At 42.2% G+C, this 15451-nt stretch carries 11 protein-coding genes and 2 pseudogenes; 10 read left to right on the forward strand and 3 right to left on the reverse strand.

All coding sequences use genetic code 11. The features are described from left to right. On the reverse strand, positions 1 to 182 hold a 182-nt coding region (locus L5M38_RS22545), incomplete at its 3' end, for a transposase domain-containing protein (protein ID WP_263140309.1). Between the two features lie 434 nt (positions 183 to 616). On the opposite strand from L5M38_RS22545, the gene L5M38_RS22550 reads away from it, so the two are divergent. The 7 genes and pseudogenes from L5M38_RS22550 (at position 617) to L5M38_RS22585 (ending at position 9188) form a co-directional block, all read left to right on the forward strand. Continuing rightward, entirely contained in the window at positions 617 to 1225 is a 609-nt protein-coding gene (locus tag L5M38_RS22550) for a VF530 family DNA-binding protein (RefSeq protein ID WP_263180379.1), read from the forward strand. Positions 1226 to 2637: 1412 nt separating this feature from the next. Further along, positions 2638 to 3606: pseudogene (locus L5M38_RS24495) on the forward strand (helix-turn-helix transcriptional regulator). Then, a complete protein-coding gene (locus L5M38_RS22565; RefSeq protein WP_263180383.1) occupies positions 3603 to 4796 on the forward strand; it encodes an EAL domain-containing response regulator in 1194 nt (397 codons plus the stop codon). Before L5M38_RS24495 ends, L5M38_RS22565 begins: the two are co-directional and overlap by 4 nt. Positions 4797 to 4799: 3 nt before the next feature. Continuing rightward, a complete protein-coding gene (locus L5M38_RS22570) occupies positions 4800 to 5099 on the forward strand; it encodes a hypothetical protein (protein WP_263180385.1) in 300 nt (99 codons plus the stop codon). Next, positions 5089 to 6993 carry a hybrid sensor histidine kinase/response regulator gene (locus L5M38_RS22575; RefSeq protein ID WP_263180387.1) on the forward strand — a complete coding sequence of 635 codons (1905 nt, stop codon included), beginning with the start codon at positions 5089 to 5091 and terminating at the stop codon, positions 6991 to 6993. Before L5M38_RS22570 ends, L5M38_RS22575 begins: the two co-directional genes overlap by 11 nt. Before the next feature lie 187 nt (positions 6994 to 7180). Continuing rightward, the gene (locus tag L5M38_RS22580; RefSeq protein ID WP_263180391.1) at positions 7181 to 8215 is read left to right on the forward strand and encodes a GGDEF domain-containing protein; all 1035 of its coding nucleotides are present in this window, start codon (positions 7181 to 7183) and stop codon (positions 8213 to 8215) included. Positions 8216 to 8390: 175 nt separating this feature from the next. Continuing rightward, complete coding sequence (locus L5M38_RS22585) at positions 8391 to 9188, forward strand: CLCA_X family protein (RefSeq protein ID WP_263180395.1); 798 nt, start codon at positions 8391 to 8393, stop codon at positions 9186 to 9188. 129 nt (positions 9189 to 9317) lie between these two features. On the opposite strand, the gene L5M38_RS22590 is transcribed toward L5M38_RS22585, so the two are convergent. Further along, the gene (locus L5M38_RS22590; protein ID WP_263180397.1) at positions 9318 to 10280 is read right to left on the reverse strand and encodes a hypothetical protein; all 963 of its coding nucleotides are present in this window, start codon (positions 10278 to 10280) and stop codon (positions 9318 to 9320) included. A gap of 461 nt (positions 10281 to 10741) precedes the next feature. Here L5M38_RS22590 and L5M38_RS22595 point away from each other — a divergent pair, with 461 nt between their 5' ends. From L5M38_RS22595 to L5M38_RS22605, 3 genes are all read left to right on the forward strand, one after another. Beyond that, complete coding sequence (locus tag L5M38_RS22595) at positions 10742 to 11911, forward strand: PepSY-associated TM helix domain-containing protein (protein WP_263180399.1); 1170 nt, start codon at positions 10742 to 10744, stop codon at positions 11909 to 11911. Further along, positions 11911 to 12387: a hypothetical protein gene (locus L5M38_RS22600; RefSeq protein WP_028759925.1), complete on the forward strand. Its 477-nt coding sequence runs from the start codon at positions 11911 to 11913 to the stop codon at positions 12385 to 12387. Before L5M38_RS22595 ends, L5M38_RS22600 begins: the two co-directional genes overlap by 1 nt. A 272-nt stretch (positions 12388 to 12659) precedes the next feature. Next, positions 12660 to 14846: a TonB-dependent siderophore receptor gene (locus L5M38_RS22605; protein WP_263180400.1), complete on the forward strand. Its 2187-nt coding sequence runs from the start codon at positions 12660 to 12662 to the stop codon at positions 14844 to 14846. Between the two features lie 121 nt (positions 14847 to 14967). Here L5M38_RS22605 and L5M38_RS22610 read toward each other — a convergent pair. Next, positions 14968 to 15451, reverse strand: a pseudogene (locus L5M38_RS22610) (IS3-like element ISSba5 family transposase); the annotation flags it as partial.

The following is a 15451-nucleotide window of genomic DNA, read 5'->3' on the forward strand; positions in this document are numbered from 1 at the left end:
GCCCAAATCATTGCATCCATGGGTAATTTACGCCGTCTTAGCGTCGCAACGCCCTGAGAGTCTAAACAGGATTGAATTAACTCGGGTTCTAACACATCAGCTAAGCAGGTGAATTCGGTTAGGCGGGTAATATGAGTGCGCGCGAGAGCTTCTGAGAGTTGCATAAAAAAATCCGATGACATGAGGTCATCGGATTTTGATCTTTTCAGCGAGATCGTCAAGCAATCTGTCTTAACTGATCGGCATTAGTCAGCTGCGGCGTATTTTCTTTGCCCTAAAGCCGATACCAAACCTCGCTAGCGCAAATAAAAGAAGGCGTTTAGCTTATTTACCGTTATTATTCCCGCAGTTTTGTCGAGCAGCAGATTTTACGGCTAATATTTAATGGCTCTGTTTGGAGGCTTTAGGCCCTTAAGATTTAAGATCTAAGCATCACGAGTAACAAGGCTTAACGCCCTATGCTATTGCCGTAACAACGTCAGTGGCTCATGACTTCATAACTTGAGTGATTTCTCTAATCGCGAATTTTAGTAGCGAATTGAGTCACTCGTTTAACAACTCAAAACCGTAAACTAATACAGTAAAATCAGCCAATAGGGCTGAACTTGGAATTCCCATGATTGAAGAGCAACAGAACAACCCATTACACGGCCTCAAACTCGAGACAATGATCACTGAGTTAGTCGATTTTTATGGCTGGAAAATTTTATACGCGGCATTAAAGCTAGGTTGCTTTAACACCAACCCGACCATTGAGGCCTGTATTATTTTCCTCAAGAAGACTGAGTGGGCGAGGGAGAAAGTGGAAAACTTTTACCTGTATCGATTCAAGCGTATGCCTAAAGCCGTCGGTGAGCAGTTTGATCTTAAGCCACGCGAACGAGGTTTTGCCTCAGGTATCGCGCCGCGTAAACCGATGGAACTCACCATAGAATCTATCGCTAAAATGCAGGCACAAGCCAGCGCCGAGTACGAAGCAGGTAATAAACGTCCCAACTCTGGTTATGGCTCAGGTAAGAGCTTTGGTAATGGTTCAGGTAAAAGCTCAGGCAAAAAACCTACGGGTGGACGTGGCACCGGCTCTGGATATGGTTCATCGAATAGCAACTCACAGCACCGCAGCTACCCCCGAAACGAGCCAAGAAACGATTCAAGAATGGCTGAACGTTCAGGACCAAGCCCATCGACGGATGACAACGATCCGTGGGGCACTAAACGCGGCTAATCTCATATCTGTCGGATTGTGTGGGCATGGTTTTTCACAGGCGTTAGTTTTACATTCGTTATTTTCAGTGGCTACTAGCCTCAGCTTGCTATTTTTGTATCCGTAAAAATTAGCTTTTGGTATGAGTTAGCTTTTGTAAGAGTCGTTTTGAAGTCATGGCTCTAGTTGTATGATAGAACATCTGATTTATCGCCTGATTTAAAGAGAAGAGGTTAGCTGTTGAATACAGCTAACCTCTTTTTTATGATTAACTATTCACTTTATTGCATTAAGGTGAGAAAAATCTCGGGGATTATAGTTTTAGATTTGCATATCTAGTGCATAACCAGTTAATTCATCAATTTGCAATCAGATGTGCCGGTTGCTCATTTTTAGGACCACTACCAGCGCCTTCTCTAACACCTGTGCTTTATACTTTGTGCCTTTTGTTCATCTTAGTCTGCTAAATGCCCAGAGTTAACGTCAAGTTGTTTGACGATACAGCTCCAAGGTAACCATTTAAATGTTGGATTATCATTGGGTAAGTAGTTTTAGCCGTCTTGCTCCACCAGCATTCTCTGTTGCCAAACGGCGCTGCCGTCATTCAGCGCCAAGGGATATGTCAATCACTACTATATTCGAACTGCGGTTAGGCTTAGCGGCTGGTATTCTTTTGTGTCTAATGCGGGATAACTTAAGTTTGCCCAACTCGCTGATATTTGCTGATGAGACCCGTTTAATCAGAGCACTGTATTACTTGGCTACACCTGCGCAAGATGTATTCCACTTCTTTATCCTTCAGCGACGCCAGTGATGATAGGCGTTCCTTTAAACGCTGGACTGGCCAATTACCCATTTATTTTCGCAGTTGGCTTGCTTAAGCCATAAGCCATTAAAAACTATCCTAGTAATATCTCTAAGCTGATACTGCCGCGGTTTGCCTATTTCAAATGTGAATAAACATGCAGGTGGAGCGCGGTGCAGCGAGAAAAATCCCGAGGTTGTATCCCGCATTTTGAATATTTAACGCATAAATATTCAATTTACCGTTTTGTGACCATTGCTGGTGAATCTTATATTTTATGCGGTTTTATAGGGGGTTCTGTTGATTGTGGTTTTATCTATGATGCAATGATTTAACCGAACGAATAACTAGACACTTTTTTCCATCGCTTTTTTGACTGTGCCATGGTCTCAGATAAACAATGGCATTTATACTCGTTTTCCTATTGCAAAAAACGTGGTGAATAAAAGGCTGAGTTGGAGGAACTGAGTGATGAGTGACGAAAAAATCACTGGACTTTATTTCATCGAGAAACTTCAACGCATTTGGATTACTTTTACATTTAGACATCCAGAGCCAGTAGATGACATCGACCATAAGACGTATATGGAGCTGCTAGATAAAATAAAAAATTCAGATGGAACGCGATATGATTTGTACACCTATCTCCTATCAAAGCAAAACAAGTGCACAGACATTCTCCAATTTATTAAAACACACCCGCAGTGAGAATAATTTATCTCAAGAAGATTTATGTAGTCTACTCAGGCAAAAAAGCTGCCTGTTCGATATGCTAGATTCCATCACTATTAGCCGTTGGGAGCGGGGAGTTAACATTCCATCCCTAGCTAAACAGTCTGAAATCGTTGAAATATTTGGCTCTGAACTGTTTGATATTTATCGGGAGGATAAGAAATTCATCAACGAAGGTTTAGCGTTAATTAACCTTTTTGAATCGACCATAGAACGCAGTGATCATCCGTACTACCGTAATACTCCTTATCGTGTCTAGTTTATCGAAAGCCACCATCAAAACTTTATGACCCTGCTGCAACTCAGTTTGGTTTATGAAAGTAACCCGCGTTTATCCTTTGTGAGCCGTAAGTTGTCTCAACCTTTTTTCCGTGGACTCTCATTGGTGGTGGCTTTTAGCTTTGGGGATCAAATCATTGGACACAGTCTATTCTGCCGCACTCAAGGCAAAATTGCCCTCGAATTTATGAATGATGAGGTGGACTTATTTGAGGTCATTAACCATAACAGTCAAGCTTTGCCAGATACCTTAATGGTGTTCTCCTCCTTTGGCGTAACGCCTTATATTGAAAATTATATGATGTCTGTTTATCTCAATGAATTGGCCACGAGTCGCTCACTTAAGTTTTTGAGTTTTAATATCTGCGATGAGTCACTAAAACGAAAATTGACACAATTTAAGTTGCCCATATTTAAAGTAAGAACGATAGAAGGCGGCTTCAAACCAGTCAAAAACTATTCGTTTTTCTCCAGTCGCACAGAAGTCATGGCGAATCGTAATTTACTCAAGCTTTCTGTTATCCCTACATCCAAATCCCAGACGATCGATCCCATTTTCTTTATGCAGTTAGAGACCAATATATGAATATTCTCATCATAGATGATCAACGCTTTATTAGAGAAACCATGAAAGCTGATATCCATAAGTACTTAGCAGAGGACAATGTGGAGATCTATGAAGCCAGTAATGGTAATCAAGGAATTGAACTGATCTTAGCTGTAGAAGCAAAACTTGATTTAGTCATTTTAGATTTAAAAATGGATCAAGGTGACGGTATTGCGGTGATTAATATGTTGGCCTCCGAGCCCCGATTTACAGTCATTCCGATTGCGGTGATAAGCTCCTCGGATAAACGGACTTTAGAACTGGTGGATAGCATTATCACGGGTTTGAAACTCAACTTGCTTGGCGTATTTGCTAAACCTATCAATGTGAATGACATTTTAACGCCATTGCTAGACGCCTCCGACGATAGAAACCGTGTCCATCAAGATGAGTCTATCGTGCAAGACATGGCGGCGAATATCAATGTGCGGCAATTGCTCAAAAATGAACAATTAATTTTGTGTTATCAGCCTAAGATTAACCTTAAAACAAAGGAGATCATCGGTTTTGAAGTGCTTTCGCGGCTTTGCGATCAATCCAATGGCTATATTTATCCCGACGTTTTTTTGCCACTGGTGAATCAGCAGGGGCTAAATAGCTTGTTTTCGCGGATGGTTATTTCCCAAGCATTGCAATGTTGGTCGCGCCAACCGTTATTAATGGCGTTTGCCCTGTCGATTAACATTACCGCAGATGATTTGACCTGTGATGAACTTATTGAGTACATCATCGAATGTGGTCGTGAGTATAAACAAATCCATTTGATTTTAGAGCTCACCGAATCACAGGAAATCATTAACCAAGATAGAGTACTTAACTCTATTGCACGGCTGATCATCAATAATATTGATATTTCCCTCGATGATTTCGGTAAAAGTTATTCTACTTATGATCGTCTTGATGCCATTCCCTTTAAAGAGATCAAAATTGATAAAAGTTTTGTCTCCGATATGGATATCAATCACCAACATTATCTCATTGTAGAGTCCACCATCGCGCTTGCGCAAAAGATGCACGTAAAGGTGGTTGCAGAAGGCGTTGAGACAAGTGCAATAGAGTTAATTCTCTCTGAGTTGGGGTGTGATGTTGCCCAAGGTTATTTGTACAGTCCCCCGATTGAAGGTCGTTATCTTATTGATTGGATTGCTCAATATAATAGGAGTGCCTAATGTATGAATGCTAATACTGAGTTACCCAAGGCCTTATCTGTATTCTTTGAGCAATACAGCCAAGAACAGCAATCGCGACTGCCATTGACACTGATTGCTGAATTACAGCGAATGCGACTTGAGCTAGAACAATATGAGCCCTATGACAGTATCGAAGGCCTGAAACATCAATTTACGGGTATTGCGCGCTACTTGCAGCTTAAAGATATGCTGTCTGTCATGGATGTTTGCGAGCGAGAGCAGTTTGAATATCAGTTATGCAGCTTGCTAAAGGCCGTAATGGATTACGCTAATGAGCTTTAAATATAGCGCTTGTATCAATATGTTCAGTGGCTTATGGGTCACTCTGTTGGTGCTGTGGTTAACCTTGTCCCACTCACGTTATGAATTTGACTCCATTTACAATAAAAAAGCAGAAGCGGTTTTTACTTCTTCACGGGATATGTTCTTACAACATGAAATTATGTTGGATGCGCTAAAATCGTTTTTTTATGCTTCGAGTGAGGTAACGTCACAGGAATTTGAGGTTTTTGCTAAGGACTTACTGAAGATCAAATCTGCTGTCGCTTTTACACTGACCCCCGAACTTGAACTGGCCTATATATCTGATCAGACAATGGCGCGAGAACTTAAGCCACTTAAATTAGTCAAGAATAGTAAAGGGGAACTTCAGGCTAGCCTTGCCGATTACACGTTAGCGGTTGTTAATATCGATGGGCCTAATATGCTTTATTTAGTCTATGCCATTTCTCATCAGCGGATATTAGCGCGGATTGAGCAGGAGCAGGGTGTATGTATTAGCTATCAATTTGAACAATCGTTATTGCAAAGTTCATCCTGTAACCATGAGTTTTCCAAAGGCATATTTTCAATGTTTAGCTACTCAGATAGCCGAACTTTGGATATTCCTGGATACCAAACCCGGGTAAATTTACGCATAGAATATCAAGTGCCACAAAAAGAGGTTGTCGAGCTAATCGTGATTATTTTACTGATTGCTTCTCTTGGTATTACTCTGTCTTTTCTTTTGTACTTTAAGTCTAAAAATCAGCATATTGTAGAGCAGATTAAGCTCGATAATCGATCTAGATTAGCAGTACTTTCCAGCATAAATCATGAGATCCGCACTCCTATCAATGCCATTCTTGACTACAGTCGCATGTTAAAAAAAGCGCGCTCACAACCACAAAAACTGGACGAAATTATCGATAAAATGACCTGGTCAGCTAACTTACTTTACTCGGTTGCCGAAAATACGTTGAATTACAGTAAGGCTGAAGCTGGGCAGTTAAAATTGAATCGGCATTTAGTCAATTTACACGAATATCTGAGCAATATTGAGGATTACTATCGTGCTTTTAGTGCGACATCGGGTAAACGTTTACAGGTTGTCGTGAATGAGTCTTTGCCGAAGTTTATCGAGCTCGATGGGACTAAGTTATTCCAACTCATGACTAACATTATCAATAATGCCTTTAAATACAGTACGGGTAGCGAAGTGCATTGTTATATGGACTTACGTCTTAAACGTAACCATAAAGACCATAGTCCTATGCTTAGGGTACTGATCCGCGATTTTGGTGAGGGAATGTCAAAGGAAGCGCAGCGCGCTTTAGTTGATCCCTTTATGCACGCATCTAACTCATATACAACAACATCGGGCATGGGATTAGGACTCTATACTTGTAATCGATTGCTTGAGCAAATTGGCGGTAAGTTTATGTTGCGCAGTCAAAAGGGCAAAGGCACCACAGTGTTGTTACATTTTCCCTGCCAACTTACCGAGGTGAAAGAACGATTAACGATTCAATATGATCAACAAAAAGTGTTAATCATAGATGATAATCTGTTTAACCTTGAGATTTGCAAAGCCATGCTAGAGCACTATCATTTTCAAACCTTCAGTGTTGATAACGCAGTGCAAGCACTTAAGATGTTGATTCACTCATTGCCACATATTGTTATTGTGGATTACCGTTTACAAGATATGAATGGCTTGCAACTTATTAAACAGATGCAACAAACATTACAAAACCTTGCCAGTGATACCCAGCTTGAGCATCACTGTCGCTTCTTTTTGCTTTCAGCTAATGATAGCGATGATATTCCTGAGTTAGCATTATTCCCTGAGGTACATTTCATGCAGAAACCTTTTAGTGCTGAAATATTTCTCAGTAAATTGGCCGTAAAATCGTAAATTATCAAAGCATTGGATCTGGTTTTTAAAGCTTATTTGCCGAATGTGTGGGATTTACATCGCGGTAGAGTCAATCCCGTTGCGGTAATATGGGGGTAAAGACAAAGACGCTGTGATTAGTGTAGAACGCTGCTAATCTGAACATGTCGGAGATCTTCTCTAAAAGCGTCATTGCTAGGAATAATCGATGGAAAAAGAATCTCTTGAGTCTGTTTACCCCTTTTTAACTGAAGCCTTACGGCTAAGCGAGAATGGCCTCGCTGTTTTGGACAAGCACAATCATTTTATCTTTTATAACCATACCTTTGCGAAAATGTTTGGTTTTGTTGATCAAGACATGGCTGGCCGGCATTTTGACGACATGATGCACTTTGCCTTTACCCATAAGCAAGGGCCTAAAATTGATCATGAAACCATAGAGGAATGGCTTGAACTTATTCATGCGAATCAACGTAAATCAGCTTTTCGACGTTTTGAAGTGGATCTGGTCGACGGTAGCTGGTTGCAACTTTCTGAGCAGGTTTATCACAATGGCGATATGGTGATTGTTTGCACCGATATTACCCCGTTAAAACAGGTCGAATTTGCCCTAAGGAATGCGCAGACTGAGTTGAATCGACTCGCACTCACCGATGAATTAACCGGTATTGCCAATCGACGGCATTTTTTCCAGCAGTTAGAGCATGAAATCAAACGCTTGAGTCGTCTACAGTTACCTTTGTGCCTAGTCATGATGGATATCGATTATTTTAAACTCGTTAATGATCGCTATGGGCATCAAGTGGGTGACAAGATACTGCAGCATTTTACCCAATTTATCAGTGCTCGCACGCGCCCATACGATATCTTTGGTCGCTTCGGCGGTGAAGAATTTGCGCTATTACTGCCAGAAACGTCGGTCGATGTCGCGCAGAAAATTGTGACGCGTATGATGTTAGCGCTTGCGAATGAAGATATTTCAGCGATAGTCGCCGATTTTCACTATCAATTTTCGGCAGGAGTGAGTGCGTTAACACCTGTAATTACTCATCATGCCATCGAAGAAAACAGCGGTATTTTAGCGCTTCAGTCTGTGCCTTCATCGATTGAAATAGGGAGTCAGTGCCGTTCAGATGCTGAAAAGCTGGTGGCCGAGGCCGATAAAGCCTTGTATCACGCTAAAACGACGGGGCGAAATCGTGTCGTGGTTTGGGATGATGTGATATTAACGGCTAAAGCTTAGCTAACCCAATGGTTGACGAAATCTAAGCATCGCGATACCAAACCAAGAGTAAGCGCTGCTTGGCTCCTATTCTTAACTTGATATTGCACTCAATACAGCGTTTTGTTCCTGTGCATTTTCACCTAAAATAGCCAGCTTAATTTGTCTCTCACTGCCATAGGGTTCAAGGTAAGTCGTGTTAATTAATCAGCAATATAACCGCCATGGACCCGATTATCGATTTGGTGAACAAATCACTTTTCTTGATATTAAACAAACCTTTGGTTTTAGCCATGTGCGTGTTGGCCGCTGGGTGACGCGGGATGAATCGCGGATTGCTGCGGATTTAGTATTTGATTCGCTCGCCGATCTGGCCTTTATCTTAAAATTGCCACCTTTAACTTTAGGGCTGCGGGAAACCGTCAGCCTGGCCTTTGGTCATGGCGGCCAAAAGGGCGTTCAGGCCCATTATGCACCCGCGACCCGAGAGTTGGCATTGGCTAAAAATGCAGGTGGAGGTGCTTTAGCCCATGAGTTTTGGCATGCGTTTGACCATTATATTGCCGCTAAATCATTCAAACCTACTAATAAGCGGTTTCAGTGTGCGAGCGATCTTTGGCTATCCGATCTGCCCATCATAGAGCATCCATTAAATGCTCGATTATCTGAGATCTTCAAAGTGACATTGTTGAGTGGACAGGGTGATGAGCCCCATGATTATGTTCGCCGAGCGATTGCATTAGATAAAAAACATGGGATGCAGTACTTCTCTCGGCCAACGGAGATGATGGCGCGAGCATTTGAAGCCTGTATTGAATCCTATACTGATATTTCGAATCCGTATTTAGTGTCGGGAACCCGTTTCTCAACAATGGCAAAGGAGGGAGCTTATCCCGATGAGGCCCACAGACAAGTGATTTTTCAGGCGCTGATCAATTACTTTGAACCGTTGGGGATCGCATTGGGTAAAAATCCCTTAACTAGGGCGTGTTGACGTTTTGAGTCATGCATTTAAACAGAGGTTGGTTTAGCGTCGCTAGAGGGCAAGGCAAAATGTAAAACGACATTCGCCTTAGGTATTTTGAATGTGTTTTGAATGCGAATGGCAGTAGACAGGGGAAGGTCACGAGCCGTTTGAAAGCTCGTTGCCAATCAAGCTCGCGTGCTTAGTCGACAACGTTTGCCAACAATAGGCCAAACTATGGCGAATCGCATCAAGATATTGAGATGCCTGAGTATCCATTAAATACCAATAGCTGGGTTTTGATTCTGGCATGTGGTTGAAAAATAAAGCTTCAGCATTGATGAGCTGGCTAGGATGAGCAAATTGCTGCCAAATGTTGATGGGTGTATGCGCCAGTGTGATTAGCCATTCAAGTTGCATCTGCCGCGTGGCTGGATTTAGCGCATCTGTGATTAATAAGCTCGGCTCCTGTAAACGCTCAAGTAAATCAAAGGGATTACCTGCGTTTATCCTAGGTGTAACTTGGCATGGTTGCATGTGGTTTATTGCGGATAGGCGAGGTAAAAATACGGACGCTAAGCTAAATTCAGGCCAGTCGAGCGATGGTACCAAAGCCTGGGCAATCCGCCGCTCGCCTAACCAATTATGCACCATGCAAGGTAAGTGATCGTCAGACGGTAAATCATTGGGTCTTGATAAACTCGGAAACAGCGACATCCGCTGCACTTGCACATGCTGAGACAATTGCTGCATCAAGACTATTGTGGTTAACCCAGATGAAGGCCAGCAACCGAGTTTAGGGGTTAATTCAATCGCGACTTGTGTCAAAGCTTGGGTAAGCAGACCACTTTGTGGATGACCTTGTACCACAAAGGCATATTTTGATTCAGCAAAACCACCGTTGGCGATATTTACTATCTGATTATTTACATTGCTGTTTTCAGCCCATTGAGTACCGTTAAAAATAAATGTCGTACCTGTGGTCGCAGGCTGCCAATCGCCAGAAGCATTACCAATAATGGTCACTTGCTCAAAGGCAAGGGTGCCCGCTAGAGCTTGCAGATCTAATTTAGCATGTGGCATCTGCAAATGTTGATGCATGTGGGTGTGAGACTTAGGCATAGGCGGAACATCTGTTTTACGAACTCAAAATGGACTTCATTGTAATGGATTATCCCCCTGAGCCCAAAGGGTTAATCCATTGAAGTTTACCGTATGCTGTTTTAATGCAGGATAGTTTAGCTTTAGGTATACCGCGCATAAAAGTGATGCGCGGTATTGGCGATTAACAATTAGACTAAAAATTATAGCTCAGGCTAAGTTCGACATTTCGCGGTTCGCCGAAGAAACCTTGATTGTAGAAATCGATACTAGAGTAGTAAGAAGCTATTTGGCGTAGGAACTCGGCGCTAACAATAGGCTCGAAATGAGCGCTGCTAACCCGGTTTTATCCATCATGATTCCCCATCATAGTATTTTGTGACCGGCATTCTAATTGAAAACAATTCCCAGTACATCGTATTGATAACAATTTGCATTACCTTTACACTCGCGAAATACGATAAGTGTTAGGAAAGTCACAAATGGCGAAGATCAGTAACCGATTCTGGTTTATGTTGCATGGTTGGGTGTCGCTCCCAATTTGGTTGTTATTCTGTTTTATCTGCTTGACGGGGACGATTGCGGTATTGAGTCATGAGATCACTTGGTTAACGAATCCTGCATCGAGGGCGTTGAACCCTAATGATTTACCCGTAAAACCGGTTAGTGAATTAATGACGATTGTTGAGGAAGCCTACCCAAGTGCGGCAGTTTCTGGCGCTATGACCTTAGAACCTTATATGGTCAATGTGATTATGTTCAGTGACGCTGATAAACCCTATGCCATGGCCTATGTCAATCAATACACTGGTGAGATACAACAGATTAATGAAGGCATGACATTTGCCGGCTTTATCAGATCTTTACATGCTTGGTTATTATTTCCTTGGCAAAGCGGTTACAGCTTGGGTTATTACCTTGTCTGTTCGATGGCGCTGTTTATGCTCGCGTCTTTAGTGACGGGACTCATTGTTTATAAACGTTTTTGGCGAAGTTTTTTTGCTCCGAAATTGCGAGTGAGTCAAGGTAAAAAGACACTATTGGCCGATTTGCATAAATTGTCTGGTGTGTGGTCTATTTGGTTTATCACGATTATGGCCGTTACCGGATTATGGTATTTAGTCCAAGCCATTTTTTGGCATGCAGATATTGATATCGAGCCACATGCGCCATTGGTTGCTGCTGAGCAATTGCCCTTTATCCAAAAGGGTGATGTGAATCCCGCAGATCCAAGCGTGACATTTGCACAAGCCTTAACATTAGCGCAAACGCACTTTCCAGACTTTCAACCAAGCTATGTGATGAAACCAGAGCATAATCGTGACATGTATCATCTGAGTGGTAGCGGCGATCACATTTTTTACGATCAGTATTCTTATAACCTCAGCATTAACCCTTGGACGGGGGAGATTGCAAAAACGACATCACCCGAGACGATGACAGGGATACAAACGCTAATGCATATCGCAGATCCTTTGCATTACGGTACCTTAGGTGGTATCTGGACAAAAATCATTTGGTTTATTTTTGGGGTGATCCTATCGGGTATGTCAATCACAGGATTTATGATGTGGGGACTGCGTAATGTGCGTGCAATTAAAAAAATGGAATCCCCCATTACTGTGGCAGATAGGTTAGAGGAGGTACGTTAATGGCTTTCATTCATTCAACTTTTTGGCAAAAAAATAAATATAAACTGAGTGGGTTTATTCTATTGCTCCCCCTATTGTTTTTGTATCAGTCGCTAACACCTACATTTCCACCGGCCTGGCAGACTCAAGAGTTAGGTGAATTTAAAATAGCCCCTTTACCCTTAGATCTAAAAGCACCCTATGTGCATCATGATGACTATGTGAAAGATTTTATGTTGGTTTTTGAAAAAGGTGAGGTAGGCAATATACGCCAAGGCTATGCCAATATTGGAACGCAGGCTTTGCCAATAGCAGATTTACAGCGCAGTGAGAATGGTATTTTACACGGTAATAAGCATGGCCAACACGTACACGCCATAGCAACTAAGACGCTAACCTCCGCCGATAGTCTGTGGATATCGATTGAGAATTGGCAAGGTGAGTGGCAAGTGGCAAAGTGGCCTCTGCCTGCCGAGCTAATAGTACAGACACACTGAATGAGGTAAAAGCTAAACACTAATGGCGATCCTATGGAGTAATAATTTCAGGGTCGCTTTTAGTGGCGTAGATTAAGAATGATTAACCGAATACGGGTAAAGAATAACCTTTTTCGCCGTAAACGCTTACTTTTGAAGGCATAAACACAACGGGGACGTTTATTCCTCATTAATAAATGATGAATTTGTTATATACATCACCAAAATACAAATGAAAGTGATTCGCAATAGTGTTACCGTATGTTCATCCTAAATAAACTCCCTAAATTACTATGCGCTTTTATCTACTACCTCTCGCGTCTGCCATTACTTTGGCATTAAACCCTTTGTCAGTCTTGGCTGCAGAGCTGTCTTCTGTTGCAGATGCAAATGATCAAAATATTGAAAAAATCACAGTGATGGGCAAGTACACTGTGAGTCGAACCATTGATACCGCCACAGGCTTAGGGCTGTCACTGCAGGAAACGCCACAGTCAGTGAGCATCTTGACCGCTGAACGGATCCAGGATCAGGCACTCAATACCGTTGTTGATGTGGTTAATAACACAGTAGGTTTGTCTTCATCTAAAACAGATAACGTTCGAAATGGCTTTATGGCCCGTGGTTTTGCGGTTCAGAATTACCAGATTGATGGCGTACCTTTATCTTGGAGTTTGGGCGGCGATGCAGGTGAGACTGTGTCTGATATCTCTCTGTATGAGCGTGTAGAGGTGGTGCGTGGTGCAACAGGCTTACTAACGGGGGCAGGGGATCCTTCTGCTTCAATCAACCTAGTGCGCAAACATGCCGACAGTGACGAACTTAAGGGCTATGTTGATGTTGCTACGGGTAGCTGGGATAAAAAACAAGTTACCGCAGATGTTTCTAATGGCCTCAACGACAGTGGCAGTGTGCGCGGTCGCATGGTCGCGAAATATGTCAATAGCGATTCTTATCAGGATCTTTATCAAGACCGTAAGACCATTCTTTACGGCGTAATTGATTCAGACATTACTGACAACACTATGCTGCGCGTTGGCGGTAGTTACAATAACAACAACCCCAAAGGAGCGATGTGGGGTGCGTTACCAGCAGTATTCAGCGATGGTTCGGCTACTGATTGGGATGTTTCTACTACAACAGCGGCAGATTGGAGCCGTTGGGAAACGACTAACATCAACTATTTTGCTAACTTGAACCATTATTTCAGCAATGGTTGGCAGTTGGTGGCGAACTATAATCGCATGGAATATGAAACCACCACCAAAATGATCTATATGTCTGGCTTGCTGAATAAAGAAACCGGTGCAGGTTTGAGCGGTCAGCGTTATCACAGCCATGGTGAAAGTAACTCTGATAATTTCGATTTTCAGTTGAAAGGCGATTACCAACTCTTTAACCGTGAGCATCAATTTGTGACTGGTGCCTTATACAGCAAACAGAAATCCTATGCTGATACTTATGAACCCATCCGTGAGAATATGACGGGCTGGGACTCAAAGGCAGTTGAAAACTTTTATGATTGGCAAAGCAACGCCTTTGAAGAGCCTGAATGGTCAACAAATGCCAATCGCCAGTTGAATATGGATACCGAGCAGAAAGGTTTCTACGCAGCAACGCGGCTGACAATTACCGATGATTTAAAAGTGATTGCCGGTGGCCGTATTTCTAGTTGGAACCGCGAAGGGATCAGTTATGGTACTGATACTAACTTTGGTGATGATGGCGTGTTCGTTCCTTATGTTGGCGCCTTGTATGACATAAACGAAGAGCATCGTGTTTACGCTAGTTATACCGAAATATTTAATCCGCAGAATAAACAAGATGCTAGCGGTAACTATCTGGATCCACTCGAAGGTAAAGCTTATGAAATCGGTTTAAAGAGCGCTTATCTGGACGACCGTCTACACACCACTGTGGCACTGTTTAAGATTGAACAGGATAATTTTGCTAAGCAAGATACAGACTTTGAGCCGACGGATGAGCAAAAAGCAAATGGTCAGACAAGTGCTTATTATGCAATACAAGGTACTAAAAGTACTGGCTTTGAGTTAGAAGTTGTAGGTGAGTTTATTGATGGCTGGAATATTTCGGCAGGTTACTCTCAATTCACCGCTGAAGATGCAGAAGGCAAAGAACTTGAGACCACGAGCCCTCGCAAACAGTTTAAACTCTTTACTACCTATCAGTTTGTCGATCATTTACCTGAATTAACTGTTGGCGGTGGCGTTAACTGGCAGAGTGATAGTTACGCACAGAATGGTAGCGTTGTAATTGAGCAAGATGCTTATTCACTAGTTAACCTAATGGCTCGTTATAATCTGGCGGAAAATATGGATCTACAACTTAATCTCGAAAACCTGCTGGATGAAAAATACTATGCCTATATGTCTGCAGCATCTTATATGCCTCTTGCATACAGTGTGTATCACTATGGAACTCCACGTAATGTGACCCTGAGCTTTAATTACCGCTTTTAAATTGTCCACTAAATAAAAGGAGTAGCCGAGTTATCGGCGACTCCTTTTTATCTTCTATTATTGTTATTCTAAATATTTTAATGGCTCGTTTAGTGCGTATTAACGACTCAGTATGTAGTGGTCAAGTAAAATTGGCCACGGTTTTAGAGTCATTCCAATATAAACGTTCTGACTCATTTGGCGTTAACCCACCATTATATTGATGGGGTCTGGTCTCACTGTAATATCCAGTGATGTAATTTGTGATCTCTTTATCTGCTTCTGTAAAATTCCCATAACCACTGGCRGGTATCCACTCAGATTTCAAACTTCTAAAGAAACGCTCCATTGGTGCGTTATCCCAACAATTCCCGCGRCGACTCATACTTTGCTCAATCTGAAGACGCCATATTAATTGTCTGAATTTCAAGCTTGTGTAATGCGAACCTTGATCGCTGTGATATATCACATTCTCAGGCTTACCCCTTAACTCAAATGCCATTTTCAAAGCTTTACAGGTCAGCTCACTATCTGGTGATAATGACAAAGCCCATCCAACAGGTTTGCGGGAAAATAAGTCTAAAACAACGGCTAGATAGGCCCAACGATTACCGACCCAAACATAC

Origin of the sequence: Shewanella sp. SM101 (genome assembly GCF_025654465.1) — a bacterium.
In the GTDB taxonomy this organism is placed as follows: domain Bacteria; phylum Pseudomonadota; class Gammaproteobacteria; order Enterobacterales; family Shewanellaceae; genus Shewanella; species Shewanella oncorhynchi.